At 45.1% G+C, this 18,386-nt stretch carries 18 protein-coding genes; 14 read left to right on the top strand and 4 right to left on the bottom strand.

Annotated elements, in window-relative coordinates; all coding sequences use genetic code 11:
* Positions 1-37 precede the first annotated feature (37 nt).
* From HBNXNv_RS03310 to HBNXNv_RS03300, 3 genes are all read left to right on the top strand, one after another.
* Positions 38-1,027 (top strand): hypothetical protein, encoded by a 990-nt coding sequence (locus tag HBNXNv_RS03310; protein ID WP_347720263.1) that lies wholly within the window; start codon positions 38-40, stop codon positions 1,025-1,027.
* A gap of 176 nt (positions 1,028-1,203) precedes the next feature.
* Positions 1,204-1,836, top strand: a complete 633-nt coding sequence (locus HBNXNv_RS03305) for a hypothetical protein (protein ID WP_347720262.1) — start codon at positions 1,204-1,206, stop codon at positions 1,834-1,836.
* A gap of 67 nt (positions 1,837-1,903) precedes the next feature.
* Entirely contained in the window at positions 1,904-3,148 is a 1,245-nt protein-coding gene (locus tag HBNXNv_RS03300; protein WP_347720261.1) for an amidohydrolase, read from the top strand.
* 59 nt (positions 3,149-3,207) lie between these two features.
* On the opposite strand, the gene HBNXNv_RS03295 is transcribed toward HBNXNv_RS03300, so the two are convergent.
* Both HBNXNv_RS03295 and HBNXNv_RS03290 read right to left on the bottom strand, forming a co-directional pair.
* Positions 3,208-4,317 carry a DEAD/DEAH box helicase gene (locus tag HBNXNv_RS03295; RefSeq protein ID WP_347720260.1) on the bottom strand — a complete coding sequence of 370 codons (1,110 nt, stop codon included), beginning with the start codon at positions 4,315-4,317 and terminating at the stop codon, positions 3,208-3,210.
* An 85-nt stretch (positions 4,318-4,402) separates the two neighbouring features.
* Positions 4,403-5,491 (bottom strand): M20 family metallopeptidase, encoded by a 1,089-nt coding sequence (locus HBNXNv_RS03290; protein ID WP_347720259.1) that lies wholly within the window; start codon positions 5,489-5,491, stop codon positions 4,403-4,405.
* Positions 5,492-5,574: 83 nt separating this feature from the next.
* Here HBNXNv_RS03290 and HBNXNv_RS03285 point away from each other — a divergent pair, with 83 nt between their 5' ends.
* A complete protein-coding gene (locus HBNXNv_RS03285) occupies positions 5,575-5,952 on the top strand; it encodes a hypothetical protein (RefSeq protein ID WP_347720258.1) in 378 nt (125 codons plus the stop codon).
* On the opposite strand, the gene HBNXNv_RS03280 is transcribed toward HBNXNv_RS03285, so the two are convergent.
* Complete coding sequence (locus HBNXNv_RS03280; protein WP_347720257.1) at positions 5,941-7,062, bottom strand: hypothetical protein; 1,122 nt, start codon at positions 7,060-7,062, stop codon at positions 5,941-5,943. The genes HBNXNv_RS03285 and HBNXNv_RS03280 overlap by 12 nt on opposite strands.
* A 453-nt stretch (positions 7,063-7,515) precedes the next feature.
* Here HBNXNv_RS03280 and psmB point away from each other — a divergent pair, with 453 nt between their 5' ends.
* From psmB to HBNXNv_RS03265, 3 genes are all read left to right on the top strand, one after another.
* Positions 7,516-8,163 (top strand): archaeal proteasome endopeptidase complex subunit beta, encoded by a 648-nt coding sequence (psmB, locus tag HBNXNv_RS03275; protein ID WP_347720256.1) that lies wholly within the window; start codon positions 7,516-7,518, stop codon positions 8,161-8,163.
* Positions 8,164-8,288: 125 nt separating this feature from the next.
* Entirely contained in the window at positions 8,289-10,169 is a 1,881-nt protein-coding gene (locus HBNXNv_RS03270) for a beta-CASP ribonuclease aCPSF1 (RefSeq protein ID WP_347720255.1), read from the top strand.
* Positions 10,170-10,217: 48 nt separating this feature from the next.
* Entirely contained in the window at positions 10,218-10,487 is a 270-nt protein-coding gene (locus HBNXNv_RS03265; protein ID WP_347720254.1) for a hypothetical protein, read from the top strand.
* A 1-nt stretch (position 10,488) separates the two neighbouring features.
* Here HBNXNv_RS03265 and HBNXNv_RS03260 read toward each other — a convergent pair whose 3' ends face one another.
* Positions 10,489-11,256 (bottom strand): SDR family oxidoreductase, encoded by a 768-nt coding sequence (locus HBNXNv_RS03260; protein WP_347720253.1) that lies wholly within the window; start codon positions 11,254-11,256, stop codon positions 10,489-10,491.
* 81 nt (positions 11,257-11,337) lie between these two features.
* Here HBNXNv_RS03260 and HBNXNv_RS03255 point away from each other — a divergent pair, with 81 nt between their 5' ends.
* The 7 genes from HBNXNv_RS03255 to HBNXNv_RS03225 are packed head-to-tail and all read left to right on the top strand — an operon-like array spanning position 11,338 to position 18,373.
* Positions 11,338-11,829, top strand: coding sequence for a hypothetical protein (locus tag HBNXNv_RS03255; protein WP_347720252.1), 492 nt, complete (start codon positions 11,338-11,340; stop codon positions 11,827-11,829).
* A gap of 10 nt (positions 11,830-11,839) precedes the next feature.
* Positions 11,840-12,151, top strand: a complete 312-nt coding sequence (locus tag HBNXNv_RS03250) for a tRNA-binding protein (RefSeq protein WP_347720251.1) — start codon at positions 11,840-11,842, stop codon at positions 12,149-12,151.
* 34 nt (positions 12,152-12,185) lie between these two features.
* Entirely contained in the window at positions 12,186-12,602 is a 417-nt protein-coding gene (locus tag HBNXNv_RS03245) for a hypothetical protein (protein ID WP_347720250.1), read from the top strand.
* Between the two features lie 3 nt (positions 12,603-12,605).
* Positions 12,606-13,175 carry a VRR-NUC domain-containing protein gene (locus HBNXNv_RS03240; protein WP_347720249.1) on the top strand — a complete coding sequence of 190 codons (570 nt, stop codon included), beginning with the start codon at positions 12,606-12,608 and terminating at the stop codon, positions 13,173-13,175.
* A gap of 33 nt (positions 13,176-13,208) precedes the next feature.
* A complete protein-coding gene (locus HBNXNv_RS03235) occupies positions 13,209-14,948 on the top strand; it encodes a LamG-like jellyroll fold domain-containing protein (protein WP_347720248.1) in 1,740 nt (579 codons plus the stop codon).
* 38 nt (positions 14,949-14,986) lie between these two features.
* Complete coding sequence (locus HBNXNv_RS03230; protein ID WP_347720247.1) at positions 14,987-17,416, top strand: LamG-like jellyroll fold domain-containing protein; 2,430 nt, start codon at positions 14,987-14,989, stop codon at positions 17,414-17,416.
* Positions 17,417-17,470: 54 nt separating this feature from the next.
* Positions 17,471-18,373 carry a hypothetical protein gene (locus tag HBNXNv_RS03225; RefSeq protein ID WP_347720246.1) on the top strand — a complete coding sequence of 301 codons (903 nt, stop codon included), beginning with the start codon at positions 17,471-17,473 and terminating at the stop codon, positions 18,371-18,373.
* Positions 18,374-18,386 lie beyond the last annotated feature (13 nt).

Here is an 18,386-nt window from a genome sequence, read left to right as displayed (position 1 = left end):
TTTGACGACATATGTTTTTGATTTTTTTAATTTATATTTGCCTGAAGGAGAGGTTTACGTATATGAAGCAGAGGGTGTGAGAATTGAACCTCTTAAAGTAGCCGAAGATTTTGAAGAGGGTAGGAGAGATTTTAATTCTAAGTTTAGAGATAAAAATTGGAAGACTGCTAAATGCTACATAAAAACTGGAGATGAGGAAAAAGCTAAGAATCTGGCAACTTGGCTGAGCTTTATTTTTTCTTTTGCATATAGGAGAAATGTATTCTATCACGGTCGATACAAATACAGCAAGGGTTACAAGTCTAGGTCTGTAGCTTCCAAAAATCTTCCGAGAATATCAAACAAGAACATTCCATTGATAGAGGGGATCTCTACTAAAGGCGCGTTCTTTACGCGCGATATTTCTGAGTTTGTTGATGTTGCCTTGGAAACCTTAATTGATGCCAGTGAAGAAGAGCGCCAAAATATTCTGTCCACAATCCGTGTTTACCTCTATTCCTTAGAGAAGGGAGCTCTTTTTGAGATAAAATTTCTAATGAGATGGCTGCTGTTAGAGAAACAGGCAAATAGGAATTATGATAAATATGTCAGACCTAATGAGGAAAATAGAATACTTTCCAGAGATGAGCAAAAGGATCTGAAAGAAAAATTAGATAGGTTTTTAGAACAGGAACTGGATTCCCAAAAGGCAAAATTCTTCAAACATCGGTTTAAGGCCAAATTTCTGTATGAACACAGCATAAAGCACAAAATCTTAATGTACTTAAACAATGAGCTGGATTTTGAATTTGAACAGGAAGAGATTGAAGATATAATAGAAACTCATAGGAGTATAAGGAATCCAATTGCCCATAAAATGGACTCTGAAAAACTCATGAATAATAAAAGAGCTCCAATGCAGCTCAAGAAGATAGTTGAGCTGATAATTTTTGATATCCTAGGTTTGGATAAAGAACTTGGTGAGAAATTAATGCTCAGGCAAGAAGACTCTCCTTCGGTTAATTATCCAAACTGGCCTGGGGATTAAATCCTTATCTTTCGATGATTGCTTTGAGTTATCAATCAAATATGTTCTGTACTTAGTTTTGGAGTGGTTGGAAGTTGGTGAATTTTGTCCTGTTAATCACAGAATAGGGATATGTTTAGAGTATAGCTACATATATTCCCTCTATTTATTTAAGGCGGCTGAAAAAGGGATTATACATGAGAAAAGAGGCCAAGTTGGCATCGCTTCTGATAGTTTTTGTATCTCTGGCCTCGGTAGTATCGGCACAGTCAGCTGCGGAAGATTACAAGGATAGTTTGAGGGCTCAGTGTGATGTGGCCTCGGATGGTGCTTTTGTAGATATTACAGGTTCTCCTTACAATGCCACGCTCTTCGGAGAGCAGGTAGAAAAAGTTGAATGCGGTAATCTTGATGCATATAATTTCTCAGGAGGAGAGCAGAGAAATGCAGTCAGCGATGGCGGCCTTACACCGGTTACATTTGTAATAGGCCTGATACCTCTTCTGGTAACTCTTGGATCATCAGGATATCTTTCCTATGGATATCAGATTGAACTGGATGAAGGCCTTGTCCTGATCGCGAGCGCTGTCACCTCTTTCATACTTGGAGGAGTCCTGGCATTAGGTGTAGGAAGTTTGTCGTTTATTCCATGGCCTGTTCAGGCAATACCGGTTCTAGCAGGTTTTGCAGCTCCCGCAGTACTGATCTTCCTCAACGAAAACATTGAAGAAGACGACGTCAAACTGAGAATGCTGATTACAGGAATAACCTCTACAGGACTACTTATCACCACATTAATGCTTCTGATCTTCTCCTCAGGCTCACTGTAGAAGGATTTATTCTTAAGCTTCAGGCCCGGATAACAGCTTTATGATTCTCAAAAATATTCGATACCTGGTGACTCAGAATGATGATAGACAGATACTGGAAAATGTAGATCTGCTGATTCACGGGGACAGGATTGCAGGCATAGGCCATGAAATGCCTGTAGGAGACCACAGAGTAGTCGACTGCAGTAACAAGGTAGTGATGCCAGGCCTGATAAACTCGCATACTCACGCATCAATGACTCTTCTACGAGGAATCTCCGACAATAAAGAGCTGGAGGACTGGCTGCATGAAGACATATTCCCAGCGGAGGAAAAGTTGGAGGCCGAAGATGCATATATTGGTGCTCTGGTTGCATGTATTGAAATGCTTTCTACCGGCACGACAACCTTCAACGACATGTATGATCATATGGATCAGGTAGCAGAGGCAGTAGACCAGACAGGAATAAGAGCAATGCTGGGAAGAGGCCTTCTGGATGTCGATGGGGAAAGAGACTGGAGGCTGAATGAAGGAATTGAACTAGTTGAGAAGTATCAGGGCCACGAAAGAATTGCAACGTGCTTTGCTCCTCACGGAGTATACACTGCATCTAAACAACTTTTACTCGAGGCCAAGGACTGCTCGGAAATATTCAATACTTCCTACCATATCCACGTCTCCGAAACAGAAAAAGAGGTAAACGAATCAATAGAGGAGAATGAAAAACCACCTCTAGAATACCTTGATGAGCTGGATCTGGTCAATGAAGACTTAATCGCGGCCCACGGAGTATGGCTGACGGAGAAAGAGAAAGAACTGCTTTCAGAGAAAGGAGGCAGCGTAGTACACAATCCTGCAGCAAACCTCAAACTTGGATCTGGCGTAGCGGATGTACCAGAACTTCTGGAAAGAGAAATAAACGTAGCTCTAGGAACAGATGGCGTAGCATCAAACAACAACCTAAACCTGTTTGAGGAGGCAAAGACAGCCTCGCTAATCCACAAAGAGAAATCGCCAGAAAGAATAGATGAACAACAGATACTTGACATGGCCACAAGAAACGGAGCAAAAGCACTAGGCCTTCAAAACGAGATAGGATCAATAGAAATCGGGAAAAAAGCCGACATGATAACTATAGGCCTTGACTCTCCGGACATGACTCCGATCCACGGCAAAAAAGGCCTGATTTCAAACCTTGTATACTCATTCTCCGGTAGCGTAGATGATGTAATTGTCGACGGGAACATAGTAGTACAGAGTGGAGAAATGGTGGAGATAGGTCGAGAAAAAGTCCTCCAACATGCAGAACAGATGGCCAGGAAATTCAGATAACTCACAGATATTTTCTAGAAGAGGAAAAGAAGAGTAAAGATTCTCTCCAAACCTATTTACTATACATTGGCATCTTTGAGATTAGGTTTCTCTTCAATTCTCGGAATGCTCTTCCTCTTCTTGATCCTTCGGAACTTATCGTGATCCTTCGGCTCTAGAAGAGTAATTGCCTCTCCTTCACGGCCCTGACGTCCAGCACGGCCAATCCTGTGAGTGTAGGTATCGGCGGTATCAGGAACATCGTAGTTGAACACGTGAGTTACTCTATCAACGTCGATTCCACGGGCCGCAACATCTGTAGCTACAATAACACGGATCTCTGCGTTGGCAAACTCTTCAAGAGTCTTCTCCCTCTGCTTCTGACTCATATCGCCGTTTAATTCCTGCGCATCGATACCGTTCTTCCTCAACTTGTCAGCCAGCCAACGTGTCGTGGCCTTGGTCTTACAGAAAACAACGGAAAGATCACGGTCGCGGTCCTCAAGGAAGGTGTAAAGCATCGAAAGCTTGTTATTCGACTTTGCATTCACGTACTTCTCATCAAGATTTCTAGTATGCTGAGACTTCTTGATTCTGATAGTCTCAGGATCAATATCGTAACGATCACACATCTTCTTCAGTGAACGCGGAATAGTGGCCCCGAAAAGAAGATTCTGACGCTCATCAGGAAGATAACTGATAATATCCTCTAACTCGTCCTGGAAACCCATGTCAAGCATGCGATCGGCCTCATCCAGCACGAAAAAGTCAAGATTATCAACTTTCAACTGGCCACTGCTCAGTAAATCAAGTACACGGCCTGGAGTACCTACAATAATATTAGCGGTCTTCGCGCCCTCAACCTGAGGGTCATAACTTACTCCTCCGTAAATAGTAACTGTTTCAACAGGTTTTCCAGCAGCGGAATCAATCTCCTGCGTAATCTGCTTGGCTAGTTCGCGTGTAGGAGAAAGCACAAGGGCCTGACTCTCACTACCGTGAACCTGCTCCATTATCGGAAGCGAAAATGCCAGAGTCTTACCTGAACCGGTCTCCGACTCCACAAGCATGTCTTTACCTTCGAAAACTTTTGGAATAGCTTTTTGCTGAACCTCAGTAGGCTCAGTAATACCGTGTTTAGCAAGTCTATCAACTGTTCTATCTGAAATATCTAGCTCTGAAAAATTCATATTAACAAATCAAATCCTCGTTTATAACACGAAATTAGGGCTCTGTCTTTTTATTACAACTCAAAACAAGGGTAGAAGAAAAAAGTCAGGAAAAATTCTTCCTGACAAAATCCATCATAATACTGTAGTAATCCCCAAAGCTATCGATAACAGCATACTCATCAGGCGAATGAGCATTGTAGCCCTCAGGCCCGAAAACCACAGCAGGAATACCATTCTCAGTCAAATACCTCATATCACTACCAGGCTCCTTACGAGAAACCCTGCACTCATCCTCAAAACCTTCAGCAGAAGACTTCAAGGCCTGAATAAATTTATTGTCGTGAGCTGTGGAAAGCATTGACTCATCAAGATTTACCTGATCAACACTCAGGCCTTCAATACCTCTAATATCCTCAATTACCTCCTCGTTAGGATATTCTCTGGCTGTACGGATATCAAGCCAGGCCTCTGCTTTCTCTGGAACCTTGTTCGTTGACTCGCCAGCCCGAACCTTTCCAAGATTGACGGTCGTAACCCATTTTTCACCGTCCTGATGATCCTCGAACAGATTCTTTATTTCAGGCCATTTCTCCATAAAGCTCTCCGCAGCATTTTCCCCATTCCAAGGCCTCGACCCATGAGCTGAAAGGCCCTCTGTAGAGACCTTCAACTGGAGAATGCCTTTCTGATCGGCTATAATATCCAGGTAGCCTTCAATATTGTTTGGCTCAGCAGAGACTGCAAATTCCGGGCTGTAATGCTCGCCGAATAGATGGCCTGCTCCATTGAAACCGCCCACTTCCTCATCTGAAACAATCATCAGGCCAACGCTCGGCTTTTCATCCTTCAAATCTTTCATAACCTGCATTAATGCGGCTACACCGGCCTTCATATCGCCGGTACCTCTACCGTAAAGTTTTCCATCCTCTATATTGGTCTCAAACATTTCGTCAGGAGCTTCAATCACATCGATATGGCCGTGCAGCATCAGATCAGGATTCTCTTCGCCAAAAGTGACAACCATCGAAGGAATACCCTCGCTCTCGTGCCGGAAAACTTCAAACTCCGGGCCTGAAAAGTAGTCCTCAATAAAATTCAGACAGTTGTTGATCTCCTCTAGATTATCGTTAGTCGATTTAAAACTGACAAGATCCTTAGTCAACTCCAGTATTTCATCCTGTCTGTCGGCCATAAACCAAAATTAACGATAAACTGTATTAAATTCTAGGAATCTTCAACGTAAAAGATAAATTTCTGGCCGACAAAAACTCCGGTATGAGCCCTCAAAAGAAAGCAGAAAACATCTTTGAAAGAGCGAAGGAAGCCGCGCCAAACACCTTGTACGGAGACTACAATACTACTTCAGACCTTGATGAAAGATACGTAATTTTTGAATACGAAGGCCTCGGCGAGGGAATAGGTGTAATACCGTCAGATGAGATTGAGATGATTCTAGAAGGCGGAGCAGCAAATGGAGAAGAATTCCCGCTGTTCAGAGGCATTGAAGCTAGCGAGGGATACATCAGAAAGGCCCTTGAAGACGGCGAGGAGTTAATGGCTGCAAGAATAAGAAATGGGGAAGTAGCCGATACCGGCTACATGATTGAAGAAGGAGAACTGAAAGGCCTGATGGCCCTGAAATCAACTGACTGAAACATTCTGCACTCCCGGAACAGGGCCCTGACCTCTATCATCGAACTCTGTGCCAGTAGCTTCCAGGGCTTCTTTTGCTGAATCAATCAACTGAATCTCTCCAGTCCCATCCTTGTGGAACTGGTATCCCATGGCATCGCTGACATCATCACCGTAGTTAATGGCCTCGGGACTGTATCTTTCTGGCGTGAAATCTCTTTCCGAAAGTGCCTGACTGACTTCCCATGCTGATTCATCGTTGGCATCGAACTCTACACCAACCCAGCGAACATCATCATCGTCAACAGCCTCATCTATAGCATTCATGGCCTCATCCATAGACTTGCTGCCGCCGGGAACAACCTGGAAACTGGCCATACGGCCAACTTCATCATCGTAAACTTTCTCAGTCACGCTGTATCCATCGACATCAACATCTTCTGGGCCTACCTCAAGATCCCGTGCAAGAGTTTCATCCCTCTCAGAATTAACTCCGGACAACACGTTGTCGACAAGGCCAGCAGTCTCATCGGTCACGTAGACCTCTCTGGAATCACCATCGGTATACTGAAAGTTGCCATCAGGATAAACCATTGGAACAACTGTCTCGCGGCCTTCTCCCTGGAAAACCTCAGGATACTTGTTGATGCTGACTCCTTCAGGAACGGCTCCTTTCTTCGCGTGACCATGCTGAGTTTTCGCGTGAACAGATGAAACCGGATGAGTAACATACCTGTCAGCTCCGGATTCCCTGGCAGTCTCAACCCTCTGATCAACAAGATCCTGGTAGAAAGGCGCACCATCCATCTCCTGAAACTCAGGATCAAGAACAATACCGCCAAACTCGGCCTCATGGCCATCCCGATGATACTTTACGGAACCTGTACCTACTACGGTATCCTCAGGAATCTCTCTACCATCAACTACCTGGCCGCCATCAACTTCAACCACGAAGTTGTCGCTGTCACCGCCCGGTATAACCTCTTCCTGAACCATCTCAGGATCAGTAAAGGCCACGAAAGGATAGTCCTCATAAACCGAGTTATAGGCCCCTGCAATCCCCTGTGCATCAAGCTCTGTAGGTTCTGCAGGCCTCAAATGATAATCTACTGATTTTTGCTCTTGCTCCACGTAGGCCACCGATAACTAGAGTTATTGAAAGGTTTTGATCGCGTTTTTGCGTCGCGTGATGTTGTAATTGTGTGTTGTAGTGTCATTGAATTGTTCACCTCAAAAACAGAAAGACACTGTAGAGGCTCTAGCTCTACAGAATCAGGATAATCAGCAGGATAATAGCAATAGCTAGCTGATCAAGATCAAAAGTAGAAAGTATTCGAGAGTCAAGGCTAGGGCCAGAATAATTATCGCTCTTGTAGAACACGGCCACCCTTCTCGAGTCGGCCAATAAAGCGTCCACCCTTGGTTGCCTTAGACATATCTACCGTATTCGTAACAATTTTTTATAAAAATACTGCTGGCAAGGCCTATGCGCCGGAGTTCCACATACCTATTTAAAGATAAGAGAGCTATTTTTGCTTAGTAAGTTTTAATCCGTGGAAGTTTTTCTCGGAGGATTGATTTATAATGGAAAATAACCAGGTTCAGACGAAACAGGACATGGACGAATTCAAAACTGGCACGACTACAGTAGGCCTAACAACCGACAGAGGAGTAATTCTGGCGGCAGATCGCAGAGCTTCAATGGGAAGACTCACTGCATCCAAATACGCCAAGAAGGTGTACAAACTGGATGATCAGATCGGCCTAACAATTGCTGGCAGCGTAGGTGATGCACAGAAAATCATCAGAATGATGAGAAGCCAGCTAAACCTGCACAAGCTTGAAACAAAAGAGCTATCCGTCAAAGGAGCAGGAACACTACTCTCAAACATACTACACGGCCACAAGGCCATGCCATTCTTCAACCAGTTCATCATGGGCGGTATCGAAGATGGCGAAGGAGTACTCTACGACCTTGATCCGGCAGGAGGCCTGATGAAACACGAAAGATTCACGGCCACAGGATCAGGAAGCCAGATGGCATACGGAGTACTGGAAGACAAGTTCGAAGATGAACTTGACCATGAAGAAGGTAGAAAGCTTGCAACAAGAGCAGTACAGGCCGCAATGGAAAGAGACACGGCATCAGGAAACGGTATCATGGTAGCTGAAATCACAGAGGACGGCTACAATGTACTGGATGAGAAAGAAGTTGAGAGCGTCCTGAAGTAAAGTAAGGAACTCTCAAAACTCTTCTTTCTTCTCCTGTCAATTTTTCTACCATCTTCAACAACATTTTTGACACAAAGAAAATTTGCATACGCGATTTTACACACAACCAACGGATTTGATTAACAATGGAAGAATTAAACGACGTAAAAGACCTTTTGCCCCCAGAGGCAAACGTAGACGACATAAAGTTCGAAGCATCAGACATAGTGGTATACACAAACAGCAAGGACTTTTTCCTTGACCACTCAGATGTAATACAGGACATAGTATCAAAACTCAAGAAAAGAGTAGAAGTAAGGCCTTCATCAAAGCTTTTCAACAAGCCAGAGGCCGCTGAAGAAAAACTATACGACCTAATTGACGAAAGAGATAACGCTGAGATAGACAATGTTATCTTCCAGCCTTCTCTAGGAAAAATGATAATCAGAACACACAAACCTGGATCAATCATAGGCAAGAAAGGAAGAGGCCTCCAGAAAATAAAGGAAGCTACACTATGGGCTCCACAGGTTGAGAGAGTGCCTGCTATCAGCTCCAAGGTAGTTGACAGGGCCCGTGAACTGACTGTGGAGGACCCGGAATTCAGAAAGAAGTTCCTGCACGACGTAGGAAAGAAGATCCGACTCGACAAATCAGTTGGAGACGAATGGATCAGAGTTTCAGCACTCGGAGGATTCCGACAGGTTGGAAGAAGCTGCGTGCTACTCCAGACAGAGGAATCCAACGTACTGATGGACGCAGGAATCAACCCGTCAGCAGAATCAGGATCAAAGGAAAACTATCCATTCCTCAACGCGCCAGAGCTTGATCTACAGCAGCTTGACGCAGTAGTACTTAGCCACGCACACATGGACCACGTAGGAATGATCCCATACCTCTACAAAATGGGGTACGATGGCCCACTTTACTGTACAAAACCTACAAGAGACCTGATGATCATGATGTGCCTAGACTACATCGGACTGGCACACAGCGAAAACGCCAAAGCACCATACGATTCATCAGACATTAAGAAAGCAGTCAAAAGGACAATCACACCGGACTACGGTGAAGTAACCGATATCACGCCAGATATGAGGTTGACACTGAAGAACTCTGGCCACATCATCGGAAGCGCACTATGTCATATCCACGTAGGAGAAGGCCTTCATAACCTTCTGTACACAGGAGACTACAACTATGACCAGACAGAAATGCTCAGGCCAGCGGACACGAACTTCCAGAGAGTTGAGACCATGATCACGGAATCCACATACGGAGGCCGCGACGACAAGCAGACGCCAAGGGAAGAGTCAAACAAGAAATTCCTCTCCAAGGTCAAACAGACTCTGAACAAGGGCGGAAAAGTCATCGTGCCGGTATTCGCAGTAGGTAGAAGCCAGGAGGTGCTGGGCCTTCTAGCAGATGAAATGCAGAGAGACTACTTCGACTACAACGTTTACATCGACGGTATGATCAACGACGTTAACGCACTGCACACAGCATACCCAGAGTTCCTCTCCAAGAAAGTACAGAACAAGGTAAACGATGAGGACTCGCCATTCCTAATGGATAATGTAAAACCAATAGGAAGCCATCACGAAAGAAAAGAAGTGTACGAAGACGATGCATGCATAATCCTCACAACATCAGGATCCATCACAGGAGGCCCAGTAATGTCATACCTCCAGGAAGAAGCATCAAACCCTGACAACACACTGATCTTCGTAGGATACCAGTTCGAAGGATCCCTAGGTAGAAAGATTCAGGAAGGAACTGACAAAGTCAACATCAACGGAGACAAAGTCGATGTCAACCTGTCAACATACACCGTATCAGGATTCTCCGCACACAGCGACAGGCAGCAGATCATCAACTTCTCCAAGAACCTCAGATCTACGCCTAACAAGATCCTCACAAACCACGGAGAAGAATCAAAATGCTTCTCACTAGCCAGCTCGCTACACAAGATTCTGAACATTGACACTTCTGCACCTCAGAACCTTGAAACAATCAGACTCAACTAGAACCGTGGTACAGGGGCTTTAAATCGGCCTCTTACCCATATTCTTTCTATGGTTTGGGACGTCAAATGCGATAACTGTGGAGACCTCATCAACTGGGGGGGAAAAGAACCCTCCAAATACGGGCCTGAAGACCCTGAAAAAGTAAAATTAGGAGATGCAGCAATAAAATTCGACGGAAACGTATACTGCAAGGCCTGCGTCAAAAAATTCGTTAAATTCGGCGTAGGAGACGTAGAAGACAGAGTAGACTACCTGGAACAAAGAATGGAGGACGTCATGAAAGCAGTAGGCATGGAAAAAGGCCTCAACCCCGATTAAGTTATTCTCCAAGAACTCTTTTCGCATCATTCTCTTCCAGAGTATTATCCATTTTTAACAAAACCCTGTTCTCCGGAAGGAATGGCGGAGGCAAGAATCTGAGGCCCAGTAGACCGGCCTCGGTCATGAAAACAGGGAATGAAACAAGATGACAGCTGTAACCTTCTTCTCTGTAGATGTCCCTCGCAAGCTCACCGACTGAAACCTTCTCATCGCCGGCAACCTCCAGAATTTCCCCGCTGTAATCATCAAGACAACGATAAAGAATCTCCACCAGATCATCACCCTCTATAGGCTGCATCTGGGTAGGGATATTCGGGAAAATACGGGTAAAAGCAATATCTCTCATCGAATCAAGCATTTTATTACCGTGGCCAAGAACCGTGGAAGGCCTGACAATAGTATAATCAAGGCCTGAATCCTCAATAAGCTCTTCAGCCTTCTTCTTAGTATTGAAATAACTGTGATCAATCTCTCCAGCACCCAGTGCGCTGAGATAAACAATTCTATCAGCGTCAACACCTTTAATCAGGTTACGAGTGCCTTCAACATGGACCTTAAAGTAGTTTCTCTCCGTGTAAAAACCTGGAGCAAGGCCAATACAGTGATAAATAACGTCAAAACTCCTGTCAATACCGAACTCCTTGCAGATATCAATATGGTAATCTCCATCAGTTCTGTCAAGGTACTTAACGGTATGGCCTTCGCTGGAAAGCCTTTCACCGATACTTTTACCGATGAAACCTTTTCCAGCAATCAGAACATCCATGAATAAAGTTTGAGGGCCTCGTGATTAATAAGTCACATGCCTCTACGACAGTTTTTAACCAAGAAGTACACACAATAACTTATGGACCTAGACAACTCAGTGCTCGCCTACCAGGTATTCCGATACACATACCTAGACGACAAAAGCTACAGCGTGCAGATGGAACTCCAGCACGACCTCAACGACGAAGACGCAGAACAAGTAATGCTCAAAGCCTCCGAACAAGGCCTACTACAGGTAGTAAAAGACTCAGACCCTGAAGAATACAAAGTAGACTTCGACGCACTAATCGACAAATTCTACGAATACTGGGAAGAAGAACTAGAAGAACTCAACACGCCAGTCGCCTTCGAAAAATTCCTCAAAGGCTACATGAAATCATACCTCAAACACGAGAAAAACTCCTCACTAAGAGAAATGCTGATTGGAGACCTATACCTAGGACTTGGAAACATGGACTCATCACAAGGCCTCCCACCAGGACTCGAAGAACTATACTTCGAAATGAGCGAAAGATACGAAGGCCCGAAAAAATTCCGGGACTACGTACAGAAAGGCCTCGACCAATCATAAAGTGAAAAACATGTTTGACGCAGAGTTCAAAGTCGGCACAGTAGAAAAAGCCGAAGACTTCTCAGAGGCAGAAAAACCAGAAATGGCCAAACTCTGGATAAACCTCGGAGAAGAAAAAGTCCAGAGCGCAGCACAGACAGGATACAACTACAAACCTGAAGAACTGGAAGGCCGACAGGTAATCTGCGCAACCAACCTCGGCAACGTCAGAATAGCAGGATTCAAATCCGAAGTACTAACAGTAGGAGTACCGGACGAAGACGGAAACCCAGTACTCGTAGGCCCGGACACAGAAGTACCAGAGGGCGGCGAACTCTACTAACAGATATTTACCATTTTTCTCCCAATTCTTAACCGTGGATACAGAAGAAATACACGCCGCCGTAGACCAAACAGCAGAAGAATGGCCAGGCCTCTACACCTTGTTTCAGGACAAAGGCGGAAAAGCAGTCGACATATTATACCACGCAGATCCAGAAAACTACCACATACCAGAAGCAGATGAAATCTACAGCAATGTAGAGGAAAAAGGCCTGATACCACAGAGAATGCCAGGAGGAGAATTTGAAAACATCGTCAACTTTCTATCCCGTGCAGAAATACTTCCAACATGGAACAGCTCAGCACCATTCAGAATACTCATGGACGAAGTAGATGAAACAGAACTGGCCTCAGCCTATGAACATGCCTCAGGAGAACTATACAGACTCCCAGAGAATTCGAATGCAGATCCAGAAACCAGAAGCACACTACCTGACTACTTAGAGTCCTGAACCATGATAGAAGACAAAATAACCAACACAGAAAAAATAGCAAAAGACATCATCGACAGCAACTGGGACAACTTTCTCAGGGCCACACCAGCAGCAGTCGAAAGATTCGAGGAAAAACATCCTGGAGCCTGCGAAGCAGTAAACAGAAAAGTACAGGAAGAAGGAGTGAAAGGCCTTGGAAACGTTTTCAGGCCTGGAGTGCCGGACTTTCTGGCGTTCGATGATACAGGAGAATACAAGTTCATAGAGGTCAAGGGAGAAGGTGACGGCCTCCGACACTCACAGCTCAAATGGTTCCGTGACTTTCAGGAACTTAACTCAGAGATCTGGTTCACAGACAGCAACCAGGGAATAACAGAGAAAATGAATACTGAAAATCTCAATGCCTACAGCCTGAGAAAACCTTCCTCAGCAAACACCAGAGGCAACGCAGAGATAACGGAATCCGAAGAGAAAGGATTCCACAACGTCCAGATACCTGAAACACTTGCAGCAGCAATGAATCTGGAAAAAGGAGACAGAGTAAACTGGAAAATAAGAGACCGATCAACACTTGAACTTGACACAGACTGAAATAGTAAATAAAACTTAATTCAATTCAATACTATGAGGCCTAACCCGAGAACAACAACTGTCCTACTAATTTCAGGCCTTTTACTTCTTGGCGCAGGAATATCGGTCCAGGCCTCCAATCAGCAAAGCCTAACAGGTTATTTCAGATTAGACAACGTTAGCCAGGCTGCTGACTCTTCAGGCCTTGGAAATGATACTGTTATAGAAGGAAGATCAATACTGCTTAACGGTTCTGCAATAACAATCAACAGCACTCCTGAACTACAGTCAACCTTCAGCAGCGCACCTTTTACCATGGCCTTCTGGATCAAACATGACGACAGCGGAGGAGGATGGGATACAGTCGTCAGCTGGACAGCGGAAAACGCAACCGGCGCAACCAAGAGTGCAAGAGCTGAAATGGCCAACTCCAACGAAAGCATATACACGCGATGGATAGCAGAGACAAATGAATGCGGATACAACGGAGGAGGATTCTGGGCCAGAAACCGGAATATGGAGGCAACACCCGGCGAATGGCACCTATACACTGTAACATACGACGGAACCACAATAAAAGAATACACCGATGGAGAAGTTCAGGATCAGGGAGGCCCAGGATGCAAACTTGCGGACATGGTATCAGATCTCACAATTAGAGATAATATAAGGCCTAAAATCGACGACTTCCGCGTATACAACAGAACTCTAGCGGAGTCTGAAGTAGAAAAACTCTACAGGGGCCAAGAAGTCGACAATACTGATCTCGTGCTCTTCCAGAGATTTGATGAAGGATATCAGGGCTGCCACCTGTACTACGAGAGGCCATGCCTGTTCGGAGATACCTCCAACCAGATAACAGCAACACCAAACAGCTTCAACAAAGACAACCAATACGAAGGATGGAATAATGACGTGCCTCGTGCAAAGGCCTCAGAAGGAATATTCTCCAGCAATGCAGTAACTCTCGAACCAGAAAACGGTATTGGAACCTCCAGCTTCTCCTTTGAAAACCATTCTGTAAGCTTCTGGATGAAAACCTCGGGAAAAGGCCGATATACTATCTTCTCAAACCAGGCCAATCAGAATATCTTCAACGAGTCAACGGACTGGAGAGGCGATGTAGAAGACCTTGGAGCTCAGGACGGATTCTCAGATGTCAGACTCGCAAACGCATCTTCCAACGGAGGATTTGAGGACATATTCACAGGCCGGTTCTACCAGGATGATTACCCGGATTTTGCTGGCGATGAAAACTATCTATATCTGAAGTACTGGGCCAAGACCAACAGTATTCCTGTATGGGGTAATTCTTGGGACTCAGAATGGGTGCGAAAACCAGAACCTGATCCTGACAAATACCAGCTTTACATTCTGGGAAGCGATGGAAACGAAGAACCGCGAAAAGAGTACTACAGACTATACTACGACGATGATGACAGCACTTCGTTCGGATACTACGCAGATCCAGAAGTGTACAAGAGAAACCCGCAGATGCAGCTGGTGGAAGACGAATTCAGAGTATACACAGGAAACTACTCCGTGCTTGACACTCAAAGGCCTTCGTCCGCTCTAGAGGAATGGAACAACTACGTATTCAGAAGATCCAATGGAGAAATCCAGCTCTATATCAACGGAGAGAAAACAGATTCAGTACAGACACCAGAAATGAGTATCTCCTCAATTTCAGGATTCAGGCCTTTCTCCGACTACAACCAGCTATCGATCGATGAAATCAGAATCTACAACAAAACGCTTTCAGAGGCCGAGATACAGGACCTTGCGATGAAATGAATACAACTAATTTATTTGATAAAAAGCCATCTCTGAATGTGAGAAACACCAAGTTTGCAGTGGCCCTTGCTCTTGCAATTTTAATGGCTTCATTTGCATCTGCAGGCCTTCAGAACTACTACCGTTTCGACAGCACAGGAATGAGTACACTCGACTACTCTCAAAATGGCCAGGATAACATGCTGAAAGGAGGAAGTTTCAGAATGGATGGAAGAGATGACTACATTTCTGTCAATCATTCAGGCCGCCTGAATCTTTCGATAGACAACGGTTACGCAGTTTCAACATGGTTTAAAGTCAGGAATTTTTCAGATACAAGATTCAGACTTGGATCAATGGGCCACAATGACTACGGTAGAGCTGGAAACTTCAGTCCTGCCTATGACAGCTTCATGAATATAAACGGAAATCAGATCTGCGACAACTGCGCTAGAGGGTTTACAATCGCTAAAATGAACAGCTCATGGGGCCTGAATGAGACCAAAGAGATTGATACTCACGGAGGAGACGGATATGGTGGAGATGCCTGCAATGCCGCAGGAAACATGTCGCAGTATCTTCAGAGCCAGCCAGAAGGCACGAAAATGATAATGATAACCGATGATCAGCCTCATCCAGCAGGAAACTGCGATGATGCAGCAGTACTGGAGGAATGGGAGGAAACACTGAAAGACTACGGCGCCAACGGAGAAGACGTCACAAACAAGTCAGAGTTCGTCAGAGCAAACCACTACAGGGCCTCATACATGCTTATCGGAAGCAAGGGTGCAGGAAACAAGAACGCGTACTACTGGAACTTCAGGCCTCGTTACAGTACAGCACTTTACATGAAAAGCGGCCAGATAGTGAGAATCGGAAGACAGGCCGGGCTAAGAACTTACGATGGCAAACTTCAGGGATTCACGGATGGAGTTGAATCTGAGGCCTCTCTAAGCACGGGCTGGCATCATGCAGTGATCCAGTTCACCTCTGACAACAGGTCAGAGCTCTGGCTTGACGGAGAAAAAGTAGGGGACAAATCGGTAAACCCTTCTGACAACTTGATCTACGGCGCAGACAACGAGATGATCATTGGAGGCCCGCTTTTCCACGGCTCAGTCGACCAAGTAACAGTCTATGACCAGGATCTAACAGCTACAGATATACAGAAACTATCTGAACAGGATTATATTGGGAAGAACTATCTTGAAAGATGGAAAATGAACGGAACAACGCAGGAAGTGGTGTCAACAGGGCCTCTAATGGGAGATTTCCATTCGGGAGGTACAGTTGCAGCGTGGAGAATGAACGATGGAGCAGGCTCAACCACAGAGGATCAGTCAGAGAACAACGTGGATGCCACACTGACTAACACTTCATGGGTTGACGGAGTTTCAGGCCAGGCACTAAACTTCAGCGGAGACTCATACGCTTCTCTCGGACAGGTAGATCAACTTGCGGACAACCAGGAAATCACTATTTCTACATGGGTATATCCGGAAAAAAGAGTGGATGACTGGCAGGCCTTCTTCGGAGATGACTGGGATAAGTACCTGTTTGGAATCCCCAGAAACGGTAAGGAATTCTCCTTCGACGTAAGAAACACCACTAACGACCAGATCAACGCTATAGACTACAGCTTCCCGGAATGGCAGAGATGGTATCATGTAGTGGCCGTAGCAGACGCCAACAGAGGGTTTCTTAAAATCTATGTGAACGGAACACTGGAAACAAGCACTCAGAAAGACTTCACAATGAAAAACACGACAGGTCCAGCATTCATCGGCAGCCTCTCGGACTCTGGCAACACAGACAGATTCTACGGCAAAATCGATGAAATGACAATCTCAACAACAGCGTGGGGCCAGGACGAGGTAGAGAAAGCATTTGAAACACAGAAAGCCAGAGCCGTAGAAAGATACAATTTCACATCTGGAAAATCAACAGGCAGCGAAGGCCTCTTCTACACCAATGCATACAGTTTTGACGGCAGCGATGACTACATCCAGATAGACCACAAACTACCTGACAACCAGACTGTTTCTGCATGGATCAAAACTACTGATGGGGCAGGAACCAATCACTGGCAGACCAAGGCCATAGCACATCAGGAAAACTCAGGCCCTGCAAATGACTGGGGATTCGGAATAGATAGTGAAGGAAAACTTGTCTACGGTAATGGAAACGGCAGCAGCGATAGGTACGTAAACTCTGACAGAAAAGTAGCTGACGGAAGATGGCATCACGTGGCCTTCACACGTGAAAAAAGTTCAGGCCTTGTCAAACTGTTTATAGACGGATCTCTTGATGGTTCAGCATATCTCTCAACTACCAGCTTGACGGATGCAGATCGTTCTGGCGGAGGAATACAGATAGGTAGGGCTGGCGACAATTCTCCGGCCAAGTTCACTAACATGGAGATTGATGAGTTCCGGATATATGATGAAAAACTTGCAGATCAGGAGATTGCACGGCTAGCATTCAAGTAGATCTGTTGCAACTTCAAAGTAACATACTTAATATTGCTTGTTTCATGGCATTCTATGAGAGATCTTCTAAATGGACTACTCGGCGGAGACGGCGAGGAAAATAATACGGCAAACCAGGATCCTGCAGATGTAGAGCAGTACTGGAGAACAATAAGAAATGAGGCCAGATCAGCTCAGAGAGCTGGAGAAAACCTAAACGATCAAGCTGAAAGCCTTGATAGAGACTCAACAACCATAACAGATCCAAGAATACTATCAGAGCATGCCTCCAATGGAGCAGAACATGCAATAAATGTTGCTCAGGGAGCAACAATTGCTCTGGACGCACACAGCGAGACAGCACTGGATGAAACAACACAGTATGACAGATTTGAATCTATTCACGGAAAAATAACGGATCTCAGAGAGAATCTACAGGATGTATACGCAGAGGTAGAACAGTACGGAGACGAAGTTTACGAAGAAGCCAAAAACGCGCTGGAGACAGCATCAGGCCTCGACGTAGAAGTAGAGCTTTCTGATGAAATAGACTGGGAAGATACTTCTGAAATAAGAAGCGAACTTAGAGAAGTAGAAACAGAGTACAAGCAGGCAGCAAACGACTATCACACCAAGCACAAATTCAGCGAAGCAGATCAGAAAAGTGTAGAGGAAGCTGCAGAATCCAAGAGAGAAGCACAGGAAAATATGGAAGGAACAATGTGGGCAGAAGAATACGAAGCAATGGCCGACAGCCTAGAAGAAAGAGCAGAATCAGGAGACCCACTAACATACGCAGAAAAGGCCCAGCAAGCCAAAGAATATGCTTCACTTGCAAGAACAGCCAGACACCACATTGGAGAAGTTGGAGGACTACTCGAAGAAACTGACAACGCTATTGAAGCATCAGGCCTTGCAGCCCACAACCTCCAGAACGCTATTCAGGAAAAAAGACCTGAATACGATGGAGAGGCCTAACAAACCCACTGAA

The sequence above is a fragment of the Candidatus Nanohalovita haloferacivicina genome (assembly GCF_029232205.1).
GTDB lineage: Archaea > Nanohalarchaeota > Nanosalinia > Nanosalinales > Nanosalinaceae > Nanohalovita > Nanohalovita haloferacivicina.
This window is presented reverse-complemented; position numbering and strand designations above follow the sequence as displayed.

Excerpts from the sequence above, each read along its gene's own strand:
- HBNXNv_RS03265 (WP_347720254.1), top strand. The coding sequence starts at position 10,218 with ATGGTTTGGGACGTCAAATGCGATAACTGTGGAGACCTCATCAACTGG.
- HBNXNv_RS03255 (WP_347720252.1), top strand. The coding sequence starts at position 11,338 with ATGGACCTAGACAACTCAGTGCTCGCCTACCAGGTATTCCGATACACA.
- HBNXNv_RS03225 (WP_347720246.1), top strand. The coding sequence starts at position 17,471 with ATGAGAGATCTTCTAAATGGACTACTCGGCGGAGACGGCGAGGAAAAT.
- HBNXNv_RS03295 (WP_347720260.1), bottom strand. The coding sequence starts at position 4,317 with ATGAATTTTTCAGAGCTAGATATTTCAGATAGAACAGTTGATAGACTT.
- HBNXNv_RS03285 (WP_347720258.1), top strand. The coding sequence starts at position 5,575 with ATGAGCCCTCAAAAGAAAGCAGAAAACATCTTTGAAAGAGCGAAGGAA.
- HBNXNv_RS03235 (WP_347720248.1), top strand. The coding sequence starts at position 13,209 with ATGAGGCCTAACCCGAGAACAACAACTGTCCTACTAATTTCAGGCCTT.
- HBNXNv_RS03240 (WP_347720249.1), top strand. The coding sequence starts at position 12,606 with ATGATAGAAGACAAAATAACCAACACAGAAAAAATAGCAAAAGACATC.
- psmB (WP_347720256.1), top strand. The coding sequence starts at position 7,516 with ATGGAAAATAACCAGGTTCAGACGAAACAGGACATGGACGAATTCAAA.
- HBNXNv_RS03290 (WP_347720259.1), bottom strand. The coding sequence starts at position 5,491 with ATGGCCGACAGACAGGATGAAATACTGGAGTTGACTAAGGATCTTGTC.
- HBNXNv_RS03270 (WP_347720255.1), top strand. The coding sequence starts at position 8,289 with ATGGAAGAATTAAACGACGTAAAAGACCTTTTGCCCCCAGAGGCAAAC.
- HBNXNv_RS03260 (WP_347720253.1), bottom strand. The coding sequence starts at position 11,256 with ATGGATGTTCTGATTGCTGGAAAAGGTTTCATCGGTAAAAGTATCGGT.
- HBNXNv_RS03250 (WP_347720251.1), top strand. The coding sequence starts at position 11,840 with ATGTTTGACGCAGAGTTCAAAGTCGGCACAGTAGAAAAAGCCGAAGAC.
- HBNXNv_RS03305 (WP_347720262.1), top strand. The coding sequence starts at position 1,204 with ATGAGAAAAGAGGCCAAGTTGGCATCGCTTCTGATAGTTTTTGTATCT.